The following is a 16,651-nucleotide window of genomic DNA, read 5'->3' as shown; positions in this document are numbered from 1 at the left end:
ACCCGCAATGCAACTGCCGCGCCAGCCGCCTTCATACTCCGCGGCTCGCCGGCTGGGACCCGCTGCCCGCCATCACCCGTTCGATCCTGGCCTTGAGGGTGGCTGCCGTGAACGGCTTGACCAGGTAGCCATCGACGCCTGCCTGCATCGCCTCGATGATCTGCGCGCGCTGCGCCTCGGCGCTGAGCATGAGTACGCGCAGGGAGTGCAATCGCGGATCCGCGCGTACCGCACGCAACAGTTCGAGACCATCGAGTTGGGGCAACAGCGCATCGGTAATCAGACAGTCGAAGGAACCGTTCTGCAACAGGGCCAGTGCGGCGCTCCCATCCCCGACCAGCGTCACATCGTGAAAGCCGACACTGTTCAGCGCATGCTGCACTATCCGGCGCATGCTCTCGAAATCGTCCGCCACCAGGATCTTCAGCCCGTTACTCACCGGTATCGACACCACCGGCGCGCAGGTCATCGATTGCACGCTGCTCCCTGCGCTCCGCCACGCGCCGCTCCTGGTCGCGCGCACGCTCGACGAGGTCTCCGAATACACGCATACGATTGCGCTCCTGCGACCAGTTGCCCGCGTCCCGCGCCAGCTGGGTACGTGCGGTTCGCACGGCTTCCTGCTGGATCTCGATGGTCGAAGCAAGGCTCGCGCGAAACGCGGCCAGCCGACCGAGGTCCGCACCGCTCAGCCCGACGCGCCCGCGCTCGATCCAGCCCGCGGCGTATTCCACATCATAGGACTCGAGCAAGCGGCCCTGCTGCTCTTTTCGCCCCAGGTCCTGGCTGGTCTGCGCCAGGCGCAGCCGGGCCTGGCGCTCGGCCGCTCCGGCCAGGCGCACCAGGGTCTGCAGACGCCGCGAGCGTTTCACGGGGTCTCGACCGGCGCCACCGGCAGCGCGCTGCGCAGTTGCCGGCGTGCGGCCGTCGCTGCGGGACGCACTTCGGCGGGTGCATTGTCAAACTGCATCGCCAGTTGCCGGACGCTGCTCGGGTGATCAACACGCTCATCGAGCCCCTGCTGCAGATAGGCGCGCATCACCGGCATCCGCGCGATCGCCCGATCCGTGTCCTCGTCGCTGCCCGGCGCATAGGCGCCGACGCTGATCAGGTCGCGGTTCTGCTGAAAACGCGCATACAGCTTCTTGAATTCCTGCGCATTGCGCCGGTGCTCGGGGTCGGCAATGGCGGGCATGGCGCGGCTTATCGAGGCCTCGATGTCGACCGCCGGGTAGAGGCCTTCCTCGGCCAGGGTTCGCGACAACACCACGTGGCCGTCGAGTATCGCACGCGCGGCGTCCGCCACCGGATCCTGCATGTCGTCACCCTCGGTAAGCACCGTATAGAACGCCGTGATCGAACCGTGACCGATTTCGCCGTTTCCCGCGCGCTCGACCAGCTCCGGGATGCGCGCAAACACCGACGGCGGATAGCCGCGCGTTGCCGGTGGCTCGCCAACCGCCAGGCCGACCTCGCGCTGTGCGTGCGCAAAACGGGTCAGCGAATCCATCAATAACAGCACGTTGCTGCCGCGATCACGAAAATCCTCGGCGATACGCGTCGCCAGCCGTGCGCTGCGCAGGCGCATCAGCGGCGCATCATCGGCCGGCGAGACCACTACCACCGCGCGCCGCATGCCGTCTGCACCAAGAATATCCTCGACGAATTCGCGCGCCTCGCGCCCGCGCTCGCCGACCAGCGCGACCACGGTCACGTCGGCTTCCGTGAAGCGTGTCATCATGCCCAGCAGCATGCTCTTGCCGACACCGCTGCCGGCGAAAATGCCGAGCCGCTGCCCGCGCCCGACCGTCAGCAAACCGTTCAGCGAGCGCACCCCGACATCGAGCACCTTGCGGATCGGGGCGCGATGCAAGGGGTTGATCGGATGCGCGTCGAGTTCGACGAAGTGCACGCCGTGCAGCGCGCCGCGTCCGTCCAGGGGTTGGCCCGAACCGCCCAGCACCCGGCCCAGCAAGCCATCTCCGGCCGGCACCGTGGACTGCTGCACAAGCGGGCGCACCCGCAGTCCGGGACGCAAGCCCGCGACCCGTTCGGTAGGCATCAGGAACACCCGATCCGCGGCGAATCCCACAACCTCGGCCTGGACCGAGCGTGCTCCCGGCGCGACGATGAGGCAGCGCTGGCCGAGCGCGGCATCGATGCCCACGGCTTCCAGGGTCATCCCGACCACACGGGTCAGGCTGCCTTGCGCAACGGGTGCGCAATCCACCCGCAGCCCGGCCTCCAGCCGCCGCACATACTCCGCAATATCACGGCTCATCTGCCCCGCCTGCATGGAGCTGTGCAAGCATCGCGTCGAGGCGCGCCGACACGCTGTAGTCGATCACCGAATCCCGCGCCTCGACGCGGCAGTCTCCGGGCTCCAGGGAGTCATCGACATCGAGCGGCCAGTTGCGTGCCTCGCCGCCGAATTGCCCGAGCAGTTCCCGATCGGCCGCGCAGACGAACACACGGACGTTGCGGGCGCCAAGCGGCAGCGCGGCGAGCGCCTCGGCCACCACCCGTTCGATACTTTGCGGCTGGGTGCGGAGTTCGCTTCTTATGACCGCGCGCGCAACGCGCGTGGCCAGTGAGAGCATCGCCGCACGCAGTTTTTCTGTCTGATGCTGCAGCGGATTCTGAATGCCGTCGATCAGCGTCGCAAAACGCGTGGCTGCGTCCTCGATGATCCCACGCCCGGCAGCGAGCCCATCGGCGCGTCCCTGGACATGTCCTTCCTGCAGCCCCTTGGCAAAGCCCTCGGCATACCCGTCCTCGCGTCCCTCCTCCGCGGCATCGCGCACGATCGCCTCGAGCTCGCTGGCGCTGATTCCCGCCGCGAAGCGACCGGAGCGGATATTCGCCACCAGTTGCTCTTCGAGAGATTCACGACGCCAGGGCTCGGCCAGCGGCGCCGGCGCAGGACGCTCGCTACGGGCGGCTTCGGCCTTCAGCACCGGGCCCTGCCCGACCGCCGGCAACGACCAGCGGGTATAGGCCAGCGATCGTTGCGCGGGGATGCGCCGCTGGCTCATTCAATGTGCCTGCCATGACGGCGCACAGCTCATATCATGGCCTCCGAACTGCCGCCGAGGCTGATCTCTCCGGCATCCGACATGCGTCGCGCCACGGCGAGAATCTCGCGCTGCGCGTTCTCCACATCGCTCACGCGCACTGGCCCCTTGGCTTCGAGATCCTCCTTGAGCAACTCCCCGGCACGCTTGGACATGTTGCCGAAGATCTTGGCCTTCAGCTCCTCGTCCGCGGCCTTCAGCGCCAGCACCAGCACTTCCGAGGAAACCTCGCGCAACAGCGCCTGGATGCCTCCGGCGTCGACATCCTTGAGGTCGTCAAACACGAACATCATGTCCTGGATGCGACTTCCGAGCACCTCGTCCGACTCCTTGATCTGGTCGAGCAGCGCCTGCTCCGCCGCGCTATCGAGATTGTTCATGATCTCGGCCACGAACTTGACGCCGCCCATCCTCTGGCCCTGCTGCAAACCGCTGCCGCTCAACTCGCCTTCCACGATCTTGTTGAGTTCCTTCAGCGCGGAGGCGTTCAGGGTCTCCATCGTCGCGACGCGCAGCACCAGCTCCGCGCGTGCCGCTTCACTGAAGTAGGTCAGCACCTCGGCCGCCTGGTCGGCGTGCAGATACGACAGGATGACCGCCTGGATCTGGGGGTGTTCACTGCGGATCGTGTTGGCGACCAGCTTCGGGTTCATCCAGCGCAGCGCCTCCAGACCCTTGGTCTTGTCACTCATCAGGATCTGGTCGATCAGGGTATTGGCGCGCTCGTCGCCGAGCGCCTCGATCAGCACGTTGCGAATATAGTTTTCGGTTCCCATGCTGAGACCGGTCGCCGCGCCGACTTCGACCAGGAACTGCTCGAGCACCAGGTTCACATCGTCGACCTTGATATCGTTCATACGGGTCATCTGCGAGCCCACCCGCTGCACCTCCTTGGGCGACAGATAGCGCAGGATGCGTGCGGCGTTGCTCTCACCAACCGACAGCAACAGGATTGCCGCCTGCTCGAGCGGCTTCAGATGCTCGAGCCCCGCCACTTGCTCAGTCATTTTCTCCTACCCACTTGCGCACCACCTGGGCTACCCGCTCGGCATCGCCCTCGACCATCGTCTGCACCGCCGAAAGACGCCGTTCGTACTCGCGCTTGGGTCCGGGCAGCATCAGTTTTTCGTCATCGACGGCCTGTGCAGCTGCAGCCTCGGCGAGCATTTTCTCGACTCGATGGCGCTCTTCGATGGCGCGCAACTGCTTCACGTTGCTGCTCAGCGAACGCAACACCGGGCGTATCACCGCGAGAACCAGCAGCAGTATAAACAACACTCCCACGCTCTGTCTCAGCACCGGGAAAAACCAGGTCTGCTGCCAGAAAGGAATCGAAACGGACTCCTCTTCGCCTTCGGGAACGCTGAAAAACGCGGCATTGACCACGTTCACGCTATCGCCACGCGCGGCATCGTAACCCACCGCATCGCGCACCAGCGTGGTGATGCGCTCGAGCGTCGCCGGATCCCAGGCCACGCTGGAGCGTTCTCCGGTTTCGGCATTGACGCTGCTCTGGTTGTCGAGCACCACCGCCACGCTGAGGCGACGCACCCGCCCGACCTGGTGACGGGTGTAACTGAGCGAACGATCGAGTTCGTAATTCCGGGTCGACTGGCTGCGCACATTGCGCGGCTGCTCGACTGCGACCGCCTCGGTACCGGCTGCCGCGGTCGCGACTTCCGGTGCCGCGCCCGTAGCCGGAGGCTGGTTGCTGAGCGCTCCCGGTATCCCGGCACCGGCATCGCCCGGCAAGCGCTGTTCATCGAGTTTCTGCTCGCTGCGTATCGCCGGAAGGTCCGGGTTGTAGATCTCGTCGGTCTGTTCCACCGCGGTGAAATCCACGTCGGCGGTTACCTCCGCCTTGTAGCGACCGCTGCCGAGCACCGGATCGAGCATGCGCTGGACGCGCTCCACGAGTTGCATCTCCAGCTTCGCGGTGTATTCGAGCTGCTTGTTGGCGGCCGCGGCGTCCGCGTCCTGGCTAAAGTTCGACAGCAGGTTGCCCTTCTGATCGACGATCGTGACCTCGGCAAGCTGCAGATCCGGAACACTGGAGGCGACCAGGTTGCCGATCGCGCGCACCTGGCTCTCCGCCACGCTGCGCCCCGCCAGCACTTCGAGCAGCACCGATGCGCTCGGCTTGCGCTGATCGCGCAGAAACACCGAGCGTTCGGGAATGGCCAGATGCACCCGTGCGCCCTTGACGCTGGTGATGCTCGAAATGGTGCGAGCCAGCTCTCCTTCGAGGCTGCGACGGAAACGCGCGGTCTCCATGAACTGGCTGGTCCCGATACCCTGCTCCTGGTCCAGCAGCTCGAAGCCCGCGGCCGTCTCGGCCGGCATGCCGGCTTCAGCGAGCTTCAACCGTGCATCGTTGATGCGGGCGGCATCGACCAGCAGTATCCCGCTGTTCTCGTCGATGCGATAACGGATCTTGTTCGACTCGAGGACACTGACCACGGCCGCTGCATCGAGGTGCTCGAGGCTGCCGTACAGGGGTCGCAGATCTGCGCCCTGCGACCAGATCACGACCCACACCGCCAGAGCAACGCTGGCCGCCAGCCCGACGATCACACCGATCTGGCGCGGAATCGGCAGGCGCGCGATCCCCTCCAGATAAGGGTTGGCCGGCAATGCCGCCGCCGCTCCCGTCAGGACCGGAAGCTGACTGCCCGCGCCCTGTTCGTTGTCGGCCATGGCTGCCTAGCTCCCCCTCGCCCTCAGCCGGTTCAAACCGGCATGCTCATGATTTCCTTGTAGGCATCGACCAGCTTGTTGCGCACCTGGGTCATCGCCTCGAAGGCGACGCCCGATTTCTCGGCAGCTACCATCACCTGCGTCAGGCTAACCCCGGCCTGTCCGCCTTCATAGGAATCGCGCAGGCGGTTGGCCTGTTGCTGGGTATCGTTGACGCTGTCGATGGCACGGCTGAACAATTCCCCGAAGCTCGCCTCCGGCTGCGGACGCTGGAACTGAGCCGGTGCAATGGCCGCCGCAGAAACATCATTGACCGGCCGTTGCAGCTGGGCCTGCACCGCCCGCATCTGTGACAACACCTGGCTGATATCCGCGCGCTCGACCATTTGCTTTCTCCCCTGACCGAAAAATGCCCGAGAACCCGTTCGCGGTCACGAGCGGGCGCACCGACGACGGATATTTGACGATATCGGCATCGACGGAGACTCTTCGGATTGCGGCTGCATAATCCGGGCCAGTTACCGCCAGGAGACAGGCTCTAGATATTCAGGGCACCGATACGTTGCGCCAGCGGGAGTTGCGCACGCAACGAGGCGAAATCAAACAACGCGACATCGGCGAGCTGCGAGGGAGCAACATGGGACAACGCCGAGAAAATCGCCTCCTTGCGCCCGGGATAGCGTCGCTCCCAGTCACGCAACATGTTCTTGATTTCCTGACGCTGCAGGTTTTCCTGCGAGCCGCACAGGTTGCAGGGAATGAGCGGAAAGTCCCGGCATGCGGCGAACGCTGCCAGATCCTCTTCCCTGCAATAGGCGAGCGGCCGGATTACGACATTGTCACCGGCGTCGCTCAACAGCTTGGGCGGCATCGCCTTCAACTTCCCGTTGAAGAACATGTTGAGGAACAGCGTCTCGATAATATCGTCGCGATGATGCCCGAGGGCGATCTTGCTCGCGCCGATCTCGCGGGCAAAGCTGTATAGATTGCCCCGCCGCAGGCGCGAGCACAGACCGCAGGTGGTCTTCCCTTCCGGGATCACCGATTTGACGATGCTGTAGGTATCGCGCTCGAGGATATGGAAAGCCACGCCGATCGATTCGAGGTAGCGCGGCAGCACCTCCTCGGGAAAGCCGGGTTGCTTCTGGTCGAGATTGACCGCGACGATCTCGAATTCGAGGGTGGAGGTCCGCTGCAGGTTCAGCAGGATATCGAGCATTCCGTAGGAATCCTTGCCTCCCGACAGGCACACCATCACGCGATCGCCGCTCTCGATCATGCGGAAATCATCGATCGCACGCGCCACGTTGCGCCGCAGGCGTTTCTGCAACTTGTTGAATTCGGTACGGCTTTTTCGCGGATCCGCCGGCGTCACGACCGTGCTCCCTGTCGGCTTGAACGGGCGCGCATTCTAATGCCAATGGCGCGCCCACGTCCCGCGACCCGGTCACAGTTGCGTGGGGCGATGGCGCGAGCGGGATTCACCCTTTACAATCGCCAGCCTCCAAAGTCCGCTGCCCTCACGGCGGGCAAACGCCAGGCATCCCCACTGCACAGGAACCCGTGATGAAAAAACCCGTTCGTGTAACCGTAACCGGCGCCGCCGGCCAGATCAGCTACAGCCTGCTGTTCCGCATTGCCTCGGGCGCGATGCTTGGGCCCGATCAGCCGGTGATTCTGCATATGCTCGAGATCACTCCGGCGCTCGAAGCGCTGCGCGGTGTCGCGATGGAACTCGATGACTGCGCCTTCCCGCTGCTGGCGGGCATGGTGTGCACCGACCAGGCCGAAGAGGCCTTTCGCGATGCGCAGTATGCACTGCTGGTCGGCGCCCGGCCGCGCGGACCGGGCATGGAGCGCAAGGATCTGCTGGAAGCCAACGCGGCAATTTTCTCGGTACAGGGCAAGGCGATCAATGCCGTGGCCGCGCGCGATATCCGGGTGCTGGTGGTCGGTAACCCGGCCAACACCAATGCCCTGATCGCCCAGCGCAACGCGCCCGACATCGATCCGCGTCGCTTCACCGCGATGACCCGCCTCGATCACAACCGCGCCATGACCCAGCTTGCGGTCAGGACCGGGAGCGATGTGAACGCGGTGAGCCACATGACCATCTGGGGCAACCACTCCTCCACCCAGTACCCGGACCTGTTCAACGCCCGGGTCAACGGCAAGGCGGCACTCGAGTTGGTGGACCAGCAGTGGTACGAGCAAGAGTTCATCCCCACGGTGCAGCAGCGCGGCGCCGCCGTGATCAAGGCGCGTGGCGCCTCGAGTGCGGCATCCGCGGCCAACGCCGCGATCGGCCATATGCGCAGTTGGGCACTCGGCACGCCGGAGAACGACTGGGTCAGCATGGGTGTCTGCAGCGATGGCAGCTATGGCATCCAGAAAGGCTTGATCTTTTCATTCCCCTGCACCTGCCGCGACGGCGACTGGCAGATCGTTCAGGGAGCAGCCGTCAACGACTTCTCGCGTGCCCGCCTGCAGGCAACCGAGAAGGAGCTGGCCGAGGAGCGTGATGCGGTGGCGCATCTGCTGCCCTGAGCAATAGCGCTCCCGCGCCGCCGGCACAGCAATAAAGTCCGACCCGCGAACCACGATGGGTCGGGCTTCACACCTGCCGCGAGCATTTGCCGCTGCGTTGCTCGCCAAGCCGAGGGTCGATTGCCATGACTGCCAACAATGACATCGCCGAGCTTGCTGCGGCGTGGGATCGTTTTTGCGACGATTTGAAAGCGGCAGGCCGCATTCCGCTGCGCGAGCAGGTGCCGCCCTATTCGCTGGATCGTGCCGCCGGATTCCAGCAGATTGCCCGCAACATCTCCCTGGCGCTGCAGTTCAACTACGAATACAAGGACCCGCTGTTCCCCGAGCTGGCTCGCTATTTCGATCCCACCCGCAAGCAGGGCGGTGACAACTCGGACTGCGTCTACGTCGGCGCCCAGATCAACGGCACCGATCTCTACCGGATCAGTGGCGACCGCGGCACCTCGCGCTATTTTTCGGTGGTAGCCGTCGAGACCGGCACAACGCCCTGGGGTGGGCGCGTGGTCAGCACGCTCTACGGACATGAGTTGAAAACCGAAGTCGATGGCAGTTTCGAACTCCTTATCGGCCCCGATCCACAGCCTGGCAACTGGCTGCGCACCACTCCCGGCACCTTTCGCGTCACCATCCGCCAGTATTTCGCCGATTGGGAGAACGAACGCCCGCTGCGCGCGCAGATCGATCGCATCTCGGGACCCGCGCTGCCGCCGCCACAGTTGTCGCCGGCGGGCTTGGCGCAGGGTCTCGGGGACGCCGGACGATGGCTGCAGGATTCGATCGAATACTGGCCCGCGATGCTGGAGAAATGGAAGGATTACCCGAATCAATTTCGTTCCTATTGGCAGCTGGAAAAAAACCGGATCGATGCCACACCGGGCGGCGATCCACTGGTCTGTTACTGGCAGCTGCCGCCGGATGAGGCACTGATCATCCGCGTGGTGCCGCCGCAATGCGTGTTTTGGGGTGTGGAGTTCGGCAATTGCTGGTGGGAGACGATGGACTACCGCTATCGACTCTCCAATACCAATATGCACTATGCACGGCTCGAGGACGACGGCGAGCTGATCGTGGTGGTGGCGCATACCGATCCCGGCCTGCCCAACTGGCTGGACTGCTCCGGCTTTGCTGCAGGCTATATCACTTATCGCTGGATGCTGTCGGAACGACAGCCAATCCCCCAATGTACGCAGATCGAGTTCAGCGCGTTGAGCGACCACGTGCCTGCCACGGTCAGACGAATTACTCCGGCGGAGCGCCGCGAGCAGCTCGCCGCGCGCCGGCGCGGCGTGACCAGGCGTTTCGGATACTGACCCTGATCCGCAGATTCCGGGCGCGGATCACCGGCGCAGCGGACGATGATGAGAAGAGCATGATGGATAACCGCGAAATACACTGGACACCACCGCCGAGACCCGACTGGCTGCGGCGCTTCAATGCCGAGGCACTGCACGCGGATATCAGAAACCTGGTGCCGCTGGAGGCCGATGAGCTGATCGGTACCGCCAGGCGCGCCACGGGCTTCAACGATTTCGGCAGCGATGAGTGGCGCGAACCCTTTGAAATCCTGATCAGGTCCCTCAACGAGGAAGCCGAGCTGCATTATTTCGGCAGGCTGATGACACGCAGCGATATTCTGGTCTGGCTGCAGGCGCTGTTGGGCGTCGAGGCGGCGTTCAGGCAGCATCCCGAAATCGCCGATGAAGTCATCGATCGGCCGCTGGTAATCGCCGGCTTGTCACGATCGGGCACCTCGATCCTGTTCGAGCTGTTGTCCCAGGATCCGCAGTTCGGCTCGCCCCGACACTGGGAAATGATGTTCCCCTATCCGCCACCCAAGCGTGCGACTTACGATACTGATCCGCGCATCGAGCGCTGCCAGCAGCTGATCACGCAATGGAGCCGGGTGACCCCAAGCTACGCCACCATGCACGAGATGGATGCACGGCTGCCCAACGAGTGCATCATCGCGCAGTCCTGCACCTTCGTTAGCGAGAATATTCCCTTTTTGTTCCAGGTGCCCAGTTACATGGAATGGCTTTCCACGCGGGCAAACTGGGAGTATCCGTATGCTTTCTACCGGCGGATGCTGCAGCTGTGGCAGTGGCGTAACCCGCGCACGCACTGGCTGTTGAAAGCACCCTCGCACCTCAATTATCTGCCTGTGCTATTCCGAATTTTCCCCGATGCGCGGGTGTTGTTCACTCATCGCGATCCGCTGCGCGCACAGGCGTCGGTGACCAACCTTGCCGGTACCTTTTACTGGATGCGCAGCGACAAGCCGCTGGACGTGACGGCGTTCGAGGGCTTGCTGTCACCGCACCATATGGCGATGCGGCTCGATCGGGTGATCGATTGGCTGGAGCAAGACGCCATTCCCCGACAGCAGTGCTCCAACTCTTTGTATGCGGATCTGGTCGAACAGCCGCTGGTGGCGTTGCGCAGCGTTTACCGCCAGCTCGGGTTGACGTTGACTGTCGAGGTCGAAGCGCGGATGCGCCAATACCTGCGAGATAAACCCAAGGGCAAGTTCGGGCGCCACGAATACGGCCTGGGAGAGAGCGACGAGGTGCGCCGCCAGCGCGAGTATTTTCGGCGCTATCAGCATTATTTCGGCGTACCAGACGAGGCTGCGTAGCACCGCCTCTGACTCTTCGATCTGCGCGCGGCCCCCAATCTCGCGGTTACTGCACGAGGTAGACGCGGGTGGCATTGATCGTCAGCGCCCCGATCCGGGGCTCCTGACCACTGATACGCAGCACCGCGCCCGAGCGCAGGTCGAGGTACATCAGCAACTCGCCGCGCAGCCCCAGCAGGCTGAACTCCGCTTCTTCCGTGGCCTGGCTGCGCGCCGCCACGCGCACCCGCAGGCAGCGGGTCGGGGTACTGATACGCATCGTTTTATCACCCTGCCATTGCCGATGGGGAATACGCAAATCCACCTCGCCATCGGCGCGCATGGTGACCTCGCGCAAAGCCCCGTCATCGTATACCAACCACTCAACGACCGCGTCGCCGCGCTGCACCAACGCCGCGGCGGCCAGCAACAGCGCCAGGGTATCCGTATACGCACGATCACCGATCGGCGCTGTCGGGCTGAAGCCTTCACGTTTTATGCGCCAGCTTGCCGGTTCGGCGTTGGCGTCATCGGCCTCGGCACGTCGCTGCCACCGGTAGATGCCGTCGCGAAGAACACGGCTCGATTTGTAGCGTCCGTAGCCACGCTCATCGATACGCTCCTTCTGCAACAATTGCACGGTGTCGCCATCGAGCCACAACAGCGTCCGCGATTCGGACATCAGAAATGAACTCGCGGCTTCCATGCGCAGCAACGATCCCGGTGGCGCAACGCGGACCTCGTAACCTGGCACCTCGAGCAACTCGGCGCGATCCGCATGGCGCAGCCGCACGCTGGCGGTGGCGCTGAGCAGGAACTTGTGCGCCTCGAAATCGATTCGCGACCAGCCTGGCAAATCTCCGGCTGCAACCGGCAGGGCGCGCAGCATCAGCAGAACCAGCAACGATGCAAGAACGAGGTCGACACCCTGGGTGGCGCGTGCCCTGGCCATCGCACACCGTGGTTCGCGACTGGCGCCGGTCACCCTGCGGATTCTGTCTCCCGATCCCGGATCCATTGCCCTCCCCCCCTTCGATACCACCGGGTTTCAGCGGAATACTATAGATTTGCCGTGGGTTATACTGCCAGCGGCTTCAAGCAGCACAGGATGGCGGACGCGCATGGCGGAAGGCGGGTTGAAAAAACTGATTGGCAGCCTGCTGTCCAGGACGCGCAACGACGAGACCGAGGCGGAACCGGTGGCGGAAACCAGCCAGGCGAGTTTCGAACAGACCGTGATCCGCCTGCAACAGATGGTCGAGGAGCGCAGTTTCGTCGAGGTCCGTTTTCCGGGGCGGGCCGACAACACCTACCAGAGCCTGATCCTGAAAGTCGATCCACTCGAGCGCTACGTGCTGATCGACGAGTTGTTTCCCTCGCACGGCGCCTTTTTCGTCTCCCCCGGCGACGAGGTCGAAATCACCAGCATACGCCGTGGCATACCGGTGCGCTTCAGCACCTGGGTCAAGTCGATCAGCATCACCGAGCAGGACGGCATCCCGGCTTACCGCCTGGCGCTGCCGGATGCGGTCGAAGCGAAACAGCGGCGGCGCAACTTTCGCGTTCCGGTCGATGCCGACGCGGGAGTGCGCTTGCGCATCCGTGACCCGGAAGGCAACAAGCTGCTGTGCACGGTGCTGAACATGTCGCTCGCAGGCGCATGCTTCAGTTGCCAGGGCAACCTCAGCGAGCATCTGCGCACCACCCCGGTGTTGCGTAATTGCACGCTGAGCATACCGGGCGTCGGCGACATCGGTTGCGATCTCGAGGTGCGAAGCTTTGAATTCCGCCGCCAGCCCTATCGCTATACCGTGGTCGGCGTGCTCCTCGACGGACTCAACAGTGGCGCGTCCAAGCTGCTCGAACAGTACCTGGTGATGGTGCAGCGCCAGCAACGCCGCGAAACCACGCGCTCCTGATCAGCCGAGATCGCGCAACACCGTGATCGGTGGCGTGTTCACTACCCGGCGACACGACATCAGGCCCAGCAGCGCCGCCACCGTAGCGCCGCACACCGGTCCGCTCAGCCACAGCAGCGGATGCAGGCGAAAATCCATGTCCATGATCCGCGTCTGGATGTACCAGCCCGCCAACTCGGCACCCATCGTGGCAAGCAGGCCCGCAAACAGCCCCAGCAGCGCGAACTCGATGATCAGGCTGCCGAGCACCAGGCGCCTTCCCGCACCCAGCGCGCGCAGGATCGCGCTTTCCTGGAAGCGTCCATCGAGCCCCGCCTGCACGCTGGCTATCATCACCAGCGCGCCGGACACGAACAGCAGCAGCAACACGAACTCCACCGCCAGCGACAACTGCCTGATGATGCCGCGCAGTTGCGCGAGCAGCGCATCCATCTCGAGCACCGAGATGGTCGGATACTCGCGCACCAGCTCGTTCAGCAGTTCCTTGCGCCCGGGCTCGAGATAGAAACTGGTGAGCCACATGCCGGCGCGCTGTTGCAGCACCTGGCGCGGGAACATCAGGAAGAAGTTCGGCCGCATGCTGTCCCAGTCGAGCTGGCGAATGCTGCTCAACGTGGCCTCGAATCGATCCGCACCGATCTGTATCCCGATGCGATCCCCGAGCTTGAGCCCCAGTGCACGCGCAACGCCCTGCTCCGCCGAAACCTCATCGCGTCCATCGCGGCCCCACCAACGCCCCTGCACGAGACGATTGTCCTCGGGTAGCGTGTCGGACCAGGTGAGATTGAATTCGCGATCGATATTGAGTTCCTCTCCGTCGAGGACCCGCGCCGGTGCGCCGTTGATGGTCAGCACCCGCCCGGGAACCATCGGATACAGTCCCGCATGCACCAGGCCATGTTCGCTCAGGAATGCCTTCAATCCCTCGACCTGGTAAGGCGCGATGTTGACCAGGAAATGGTTGGGGGTGCGTGGCGGCAGTTCGCGCTGCCACTCATCGAGCAGCGCTGTGCGCACCAGCACCATGATCAGCAACAGCATCAGGCACAGCGAGAAAACCAGTATCTGCACGGCATTGAGCGCGGCGTGTCGCTGCAGCGCGGCAAATGCCAGACGCAATGCGCTCTGGGCCTGCACGCCCGGCAAGCGCGCACGCCGCAGCAAGCCATAACTGAGACCGCCCACCACGAGGCTCGCCAGCAGCAGGCAGCCCAGCACCAGCAGGCTCAGTTGCAGGTCGCCGCTGTACCAGTAGAGCAGCAGCGCGAACGCGAGCAGGCCACTCGCATAGACACCGCGCCCCGCGCCGGAATCCTGCGCATCGCGGCGCAGCACCCGCAGTGGCGAGGATCCGGCCATGCGCAGCAGCGGCGGCGTCGCCAACCCGAGCAGGCACAGCGCACCGGTTCCGACACCGAGCCACAGCGACTTCATGCCCACAGAACCTGGTACGTCCAGTGCGAAAATTTCGCGCACGGCCATGAAAGCCAATGCCTGCACCAGCCAGCCGAGCGCCCATCCAAGCAGGATGCCGAGCATCGCAAGCAATGCGAGATTTCCCGCGTACAGCGAGCGGATCATCGCGGCGCTGGCTCCCAGCGTCTTCAGGATCGCCACGTAATCGGCATGGCGTTCGGTATAACGGCGCGTCGCCATGGCCAGCGCTACCCCCGCCAGCACCACCCCCAGCGAACCTGCCAGCAGCAGAAACGAGCGGGCGCGCTCGATCGAGCGCGCCACCTGCGGCTGTCCCTCCTCGACACTGATGAATTTCTGGCCTTCCGTGATCAGCGGCTCGATCCGCGCCCGCCAGCGCGCCAGCGCCGCGGGCTCGCCCGCGAACAGGTAGGAATACTGCACCCGGCTCCCCGGCTGGATCACGCCACTGGCGGGAATGTCCGCGATATTCATCGTGACTCGCGGCCCGAGCGCGACAAGGCTGCCTCCGCCATCGGGCTCCTGGTGCAGGACCGCGGCAAGCACCAGCTCGGTGGTGCCGAGCCCGAGCCGGTGACCGACCGTTAGGCCGAGTGCCGGCAGCAAGCGCGCATCGGCCCAGATCTCGCCGGGTGGCGGTCCGTGGGATACCTCGCGCGGCGGCGCGCCCGTGGCATCGCTGATGGTCACCCGTCCCAGCAATGGATAGTTGCTGCTGACCGCTTTCACGGAAGCGAGCTTCATGTTGTCACCGGCGAACACCATCGACGCAAAGCGCAACACCTGCGCGGTGCGCAAACCTTCGGCGCGGGCGAGCCCGAGCCATTCCTCCGGGACCTCGCGCGTGGCGCGCAGCACCAGGTCACCGGCCAGGAAGGTGGCACTGCGGATCTCGACCGCGCGCTGCATCCGGTCGACGAACAACCCCAGGGTAGTGACGATGGCAACCGCCAGCACCACCGCGAGCAGCAGCACCCCGAGCTCGCCACTGCGCCAGTCGCGCCAGAACAGCCTCAAGGCCAGCCTCACCAGGTGGCCTCGCCCGATGATCCCGGCGCCAGCAGGCGACCGGCCGCGAGCGCAAGACGACGATCGCAACGCGAGGCCAGCCGTTCATCATGGGTGACCAGAACCAGGGTGGCGCCCTGCTCCGCACGCAACGCAAGAATCAGGTCGATGATGCGTGCGCCAGTCGCGGCGTCGAGGTTTCCGGTCGGCTCGTCGGCAAACAGCAGGCGCGGCGCCGAAGCGAACGCCCGCGCAATCGCCACCCGCTGCTGTTCTCCTCCCGAGAGCTGGCGCGGGTAATGCCCGAGGCGCTCGGCGAGCCCGACCTTGTCGAGAAATTCGCGCGCGCGCGCCGCCGCATCGTGATCGCCGCGTATTTCCAGCGGCAGCATCACGTTCTCCATGGCACTCAGCCCCGGCAGCAGCTGGAACGACTGGAACACGAAACCAACCATGCGTCCACGCAATGCGGCGCGCGCATCCTCATCGAGCGCCGTGATCTCGACCCCGTCGACATGGATCGTGCCGGCACTCGGCAGATCGAGCCCGGCGAGCAGGCCGAGCAGGGTGGACTTGCCCGAGCCCGAGGCGCCGACAATGGCCACCGCCTCTCCCGGGTTGATTTCCAGGCTGATCCCTTTCAAGATGCCCAGCCCACCCCCGGCGGTGGCAACTTCCTTGTCCACATGGTCCGCAACCACCAGTGCTTTCATGATCCGTTCACGCGCATTTACCTTGTTCCTGCTGATCCAGTGGGCATTATTGGCCGGCCACGCCGCGCACGGCAACGAGCCTGCGGTGCTGGTGTTCGGCGACAGCATCAGCGCCGCGCTCGGCGTGCCGAACGGGGCCGGATGGGTCGACCTGCTGCGCGAGCGGCTCGCGCGCGAACACCCGCGCGAGGTCATCAACGCCAGCATCAGCGGCGAGACCAGCGAGGGCGGCAAGGCCCGCTTGCCGGCGCTGCTGGCCGAACACCGGCCAGGCATCGTGGTGCTGGAACTTGGCGCGAACGACGCACTGCGCGGTTTTCCGCTCACGCTGACCCAGAGCAACCTGCTGGCCATGATAACGGCCGCTCGCGCCTCGGGGGCCGATGTACTGCTGCTCGGCATGCGTATTCCTCCCAATTACGGCCCGCGCTACACGGAGCAATTCCAGTCGATGTACCGCGATCTCGCCGCTCGGACCGGAGTGGCAAGCGTTGCCTTCCTGCTCCAGGGAATTGCCCCCGACCCGGCCCTGATGCAGGAAGACGGCATTCATCCGCGTGCCGAGGCGCAGCCCATGATCCTCGACAATGTGCTGCCCGCCCTGACTCCTCTGCTACGGAAATGAGCCGGTGACGGATC

At 64.6% G+C, this 16,651-nt stretch carries 16 protein-coding genes; 5 read left to right on the top strand and 11 right to left on the bottom strand.

The features are described 5' to 3' along the window. Window positions 1-31: 31 nt before the first annotated feature. The 8 genes from IPF49_00450 to ttcA form a co-directional block, all read right to left on the bottom strand. Window positions 32-427 carry a response regulator gene (locus tag IPF49_00450; protein ID MBK6286111.1) on the bottom strand — a complete coding sequence of 132 codons (396 nt, stop codon included), beginning with the start codon at window positions 425-427 and terminating at the stop codon, window positions 32-34. A gap of 4 nt (window positions 428-431) precedes the next feature. Further along, window positions 432-872 (bottom strand): flagellar export protein FliJ, encoded by a 441-nt coding sequence (fliJ, locus tag IPF49_00445; protein ID MBK6286110.1) that lies wholly within the window; start codon window positions 870-872, stop codon window positions 432-434. After that, window positions 869-2,281, bottom strand: coding sequence for a flagellar protein export ATPase FliI (fliI, locus tag IPF49_00440; protein MBK6286109.1), 1,413 nt, complete (start codon window positions 2,279-2,281; stop codon window positions 869-871). Before fliI ends, fliJ begins: the two co-directional genes overlap by 4 nt. Beyond that, window positions 2,271-3,035 (bottom strand): flagellar assembly protein FliH, encoded by a 765-nt coding sequence (locus IPF49_00435; GenBank protein MBK6286108.1) that lies wholly within the window; start codon window positions 3,033-3,035, stop codon window positions 2,271-2,273. Before IPF49_00435 ends, fliI begins: the two co-directional genes overlap by 11 nt. Before the next feature lie 29 nt (window positions 3,036-3,064). After that, a complete protein-coding gene (gene fliG / locus IPF49_00430) occupies window positions 3,065-4,081 on the bottom strand; it encodes a flagellar motor switch protein FliG (GenBank protein ID MBK6286107.1) in 1,017 nt (338 codons plus the stop codon). Beyond that, window positions 4,074-5,771: a flagellar M-ring protein FliF gene (gene fliF / locus IPF49_00425; protein MBK6286106.1), complete on the bottom strand. Its 1,698-nt coding sequence runs from the start codon at window positions 5,769-5,771 to the stop codon at window positions 4,074-4,076. Before fliF ends, fliG begins: the two co-directional genes overlap by 8 nt. Window positions 5,772-5,803: 32 nt before the next feature. Next, on the bottom strand, window positions 5,804-6,157 hold the full coding sequence (gene fliE / locus IPF49_00420) for a flagellar hook-basal body complex protein FliE (GenBank protein ID MBK6286105.1): 354 nt from the start codon (window positions 6,155-6,157) through the stop codon (window positions 5,804-5,806). 152 nt (window positions 6,158-6,309) lie between these two features. Then, window positions 6,310-7,146 carry a tRNA 2-thiocytidine(32) synthetase TtcA gene (ttcA, locus tag IPF49_00415; GenBank protein MBK6286104.1) on the bottom strand — a complete coding sequence of 279 codons (837 nt, stop codon included), beginning with the start codon at window positions 7,144-7,146 and terminating at the stop codon, window positions 6,310-6,312. 188 nt (window positions 7,147-7,334) lie between these two features. Here ttcA and IPF49_00410 point away from each other — a divergent pair, with 188 nt between their 5' ends. The 3 genes from IPF49_00410 to IPF49_00400 all read left to right on the top strand — a co-directional run bounded on the left by IPF49_00410 (window position 7,335) and on the right by IPF49_00400 (window position 10,956). Beyond that, on the top strand, window positions 7,335-8,318 hold the full coding sequence (locus IPF49_00410) for a malate dehydrogenase (protein ID MBK6286103.1): 984 nt from the start codon (window positions 7,335-7,337) through the stop codon (window positions 8,316-8,318). A 125-nt stretch (window positions 8,319-8,443) separates the two neighbouring features. Continuing rightward, window positions 8,444-9,631 carry a DUF1214 domain-containing protein gene (locus tag IPF49_00405; GenBank protein ID MBK6286102.1) on the top strand — a complete coding sequence of 396 codons (1,188 nt, stop codon included), beginning with the start codon at window positions 8,444-8,446 and terminating at the stop codon, window positions 9,629-9,631. A gap of 62 nt (window positions 9,632-9,693) precedes the next feature. Continuing rightward, window positions 9,694-10,956 (top strand): sulfotransferase, encoded by a 1,263-nt coding sequence (locus IPF49_00400; GenBank protein ID MBK6286101.1) that lies wholly within the window; start codon window positions 9,694-9,696, stop codon window positions 10,954-10,956. Window positions 10,957-11,002: 46 nt separating this feature from the next. On the opposite strand, the gene IPF49_00395 is transcribed toward IPF49_00400, so the two are convergent. Then, window positions 11,003-11,887 carry a hypothetical protein gene (locus IPF49_00395; GenBank protein ID MBK6286100.1) on the bottom strand — a complete coding sequence of 295 codons (885 nt, stop codon included), beginning with the start codon at window positions 11,885-11,887 and terminating at the stop codon, window positions 11,003-11,005. A 184-nt stretch (window positions 11,888-12,071) separates the two neighbouring features. On the opposite strand from IPF49_00395, the gene IPF49_00390 reads away from it, so the two are divergent. Then, complete coding sequence (locus tag IPF49_00390) at window positions 12,072-12,854, top strand: flagellar brake protein (protein ID MBK6286099.1); 783 nt, start codon at window positions 12,072-12,074, stop codon at window positions 12,852-12,854. Here IPF49_00390 and IPF49_00385 read toward each other — a convergent pair whose 3' ends face one another. Further along, window positions 12,855-15,320 carry an FtsX-like permease family protein gene (locus IPF49_00385; GenBank protein MBK6286098.1) on the bottom strand — a complete coding sequence of 822 codons (2,466 nt, stop codon included), beginning with the start codon at window positions 15,318-15,320 and terminating at the stop codon, window positions 12,855-12,857. Beyond that, a complete protein-coding gene (locus IPF49_00380) occupies window positions 15,317-16,012 on the bottom strand; it encodes an ATP-binding cassette domain-containing protein (GenBank protein ID MBK6286097.1) in 696 nt (231 codons plus the stop codon). The genes IPF49_00385 and IPF49_00380 overlap by 4 nt, the downstream gene beginning before the upstream one ends. Between IPF49_00380 and IPF49_00375 the strand changes: the two genes are divergently transcribed. After that, window positions 16,011-16,637 (top strand): arylesterase, encoded by a 627-nt coding sequence (locus IPF49_00375; GenBank protein ID MBK6286096.1) that lies wholly within the window; start codon window positions 16,011-16,013, stop codon window positions 16,635-16,637. The two genes, IPF49_00380 and IPF49_00375, sit on opposite strands and share 2 nt — an antisense overlap. Window positions 16,638-16,651: the final 14 nt, after the last annotated feature.

This window comes from Gammaproteobacteria bacterium (assembly GCA_016705365.1).
In the GTDB taxonomy this organism is placed as follows: domain Bacteria; phylum Pseudomonadota; class Gammaproteobacteria; order Pseudomonadales; family UBA5518; genus UBA5518.
The sequence above is the reverse complement of the archived record's forward strand: the minus strand, read 5'-3'. Positions and strand labels throughout refer to the sequence as shown.

Excerpts from the sequence above, each read along its gene's own strand:
- fliI (MBK6286109.1), bottom strand. The coding sequence starts at position 2,281 with ATGAGCCGTGATATTGCGGAGTATGTGCGGCGGCTGGAGGCCGGGCTG.
- IPF49_00435 (MBK6286108.1), bottom strand. The coding sequence starts at position 3,035 with ATGAGCCAGCGGCGCATCCCCGCGCAACGATCGCTGGCCTATACCCGC.
- fliG (MBK6286107.1), bottom strand. The coding sequence starts at position 4,081 with ATGACTGAGCAAGTGGCGGGGCTCGAGCATCTGAAGCCGCTCGAGCAG.
- fliF (MBK6286106.1), bottom strand. The coding sequence starts at position 5,771 with ATGGCCGACAACGAACAGGGCGCGGGCAGTCAGCTTCCGGTCCTGACG.
- fliE (MBK6286105.1), bottom strand. The coding sequence starts at position 6,157 with ATGGTCGAGCGCGCGGATATCAGCCAGGTGTTGTCACAGATGCGGGCG.
- IPF49_00405 (MBK6286102.1), top strand. The coding sequence starts at position 8,444 with ATGACTGCCAACAATGACATCGCCGAGCTTGCTGCGGCGTGGGATCGT.
- IPF49_00400 (MBK6286101.1), top strand. The coding sequence starts at position 9,694 with ATGGATAACCGCGAAATACACTGGACACCACCGCCGAGACCCGACTGG.
- IPF49_00395 (MBK6286100.1), bottom strand. The coding sequence starts at position 11,887 with ATGGCCAGGGCACGCGCCACCCAGGGTGTCGACCTCGTTCTTGCATCG.
- IPF49_00375 (MBK6286096.1), top strand. The coding sequence starts at position 16,011 with ATGATCCGTTCACGCGCATTTACCTTGTTCCTGCTGATCCAGTGGGCA.
- IPF49_00380 (MBK6286097.1), bottom strand. The coding sequence starts at position 16,012 with ATGAAAGCACTGGTGGTTGCGGACCATGTGGACAAGGAAGTTGCCACC.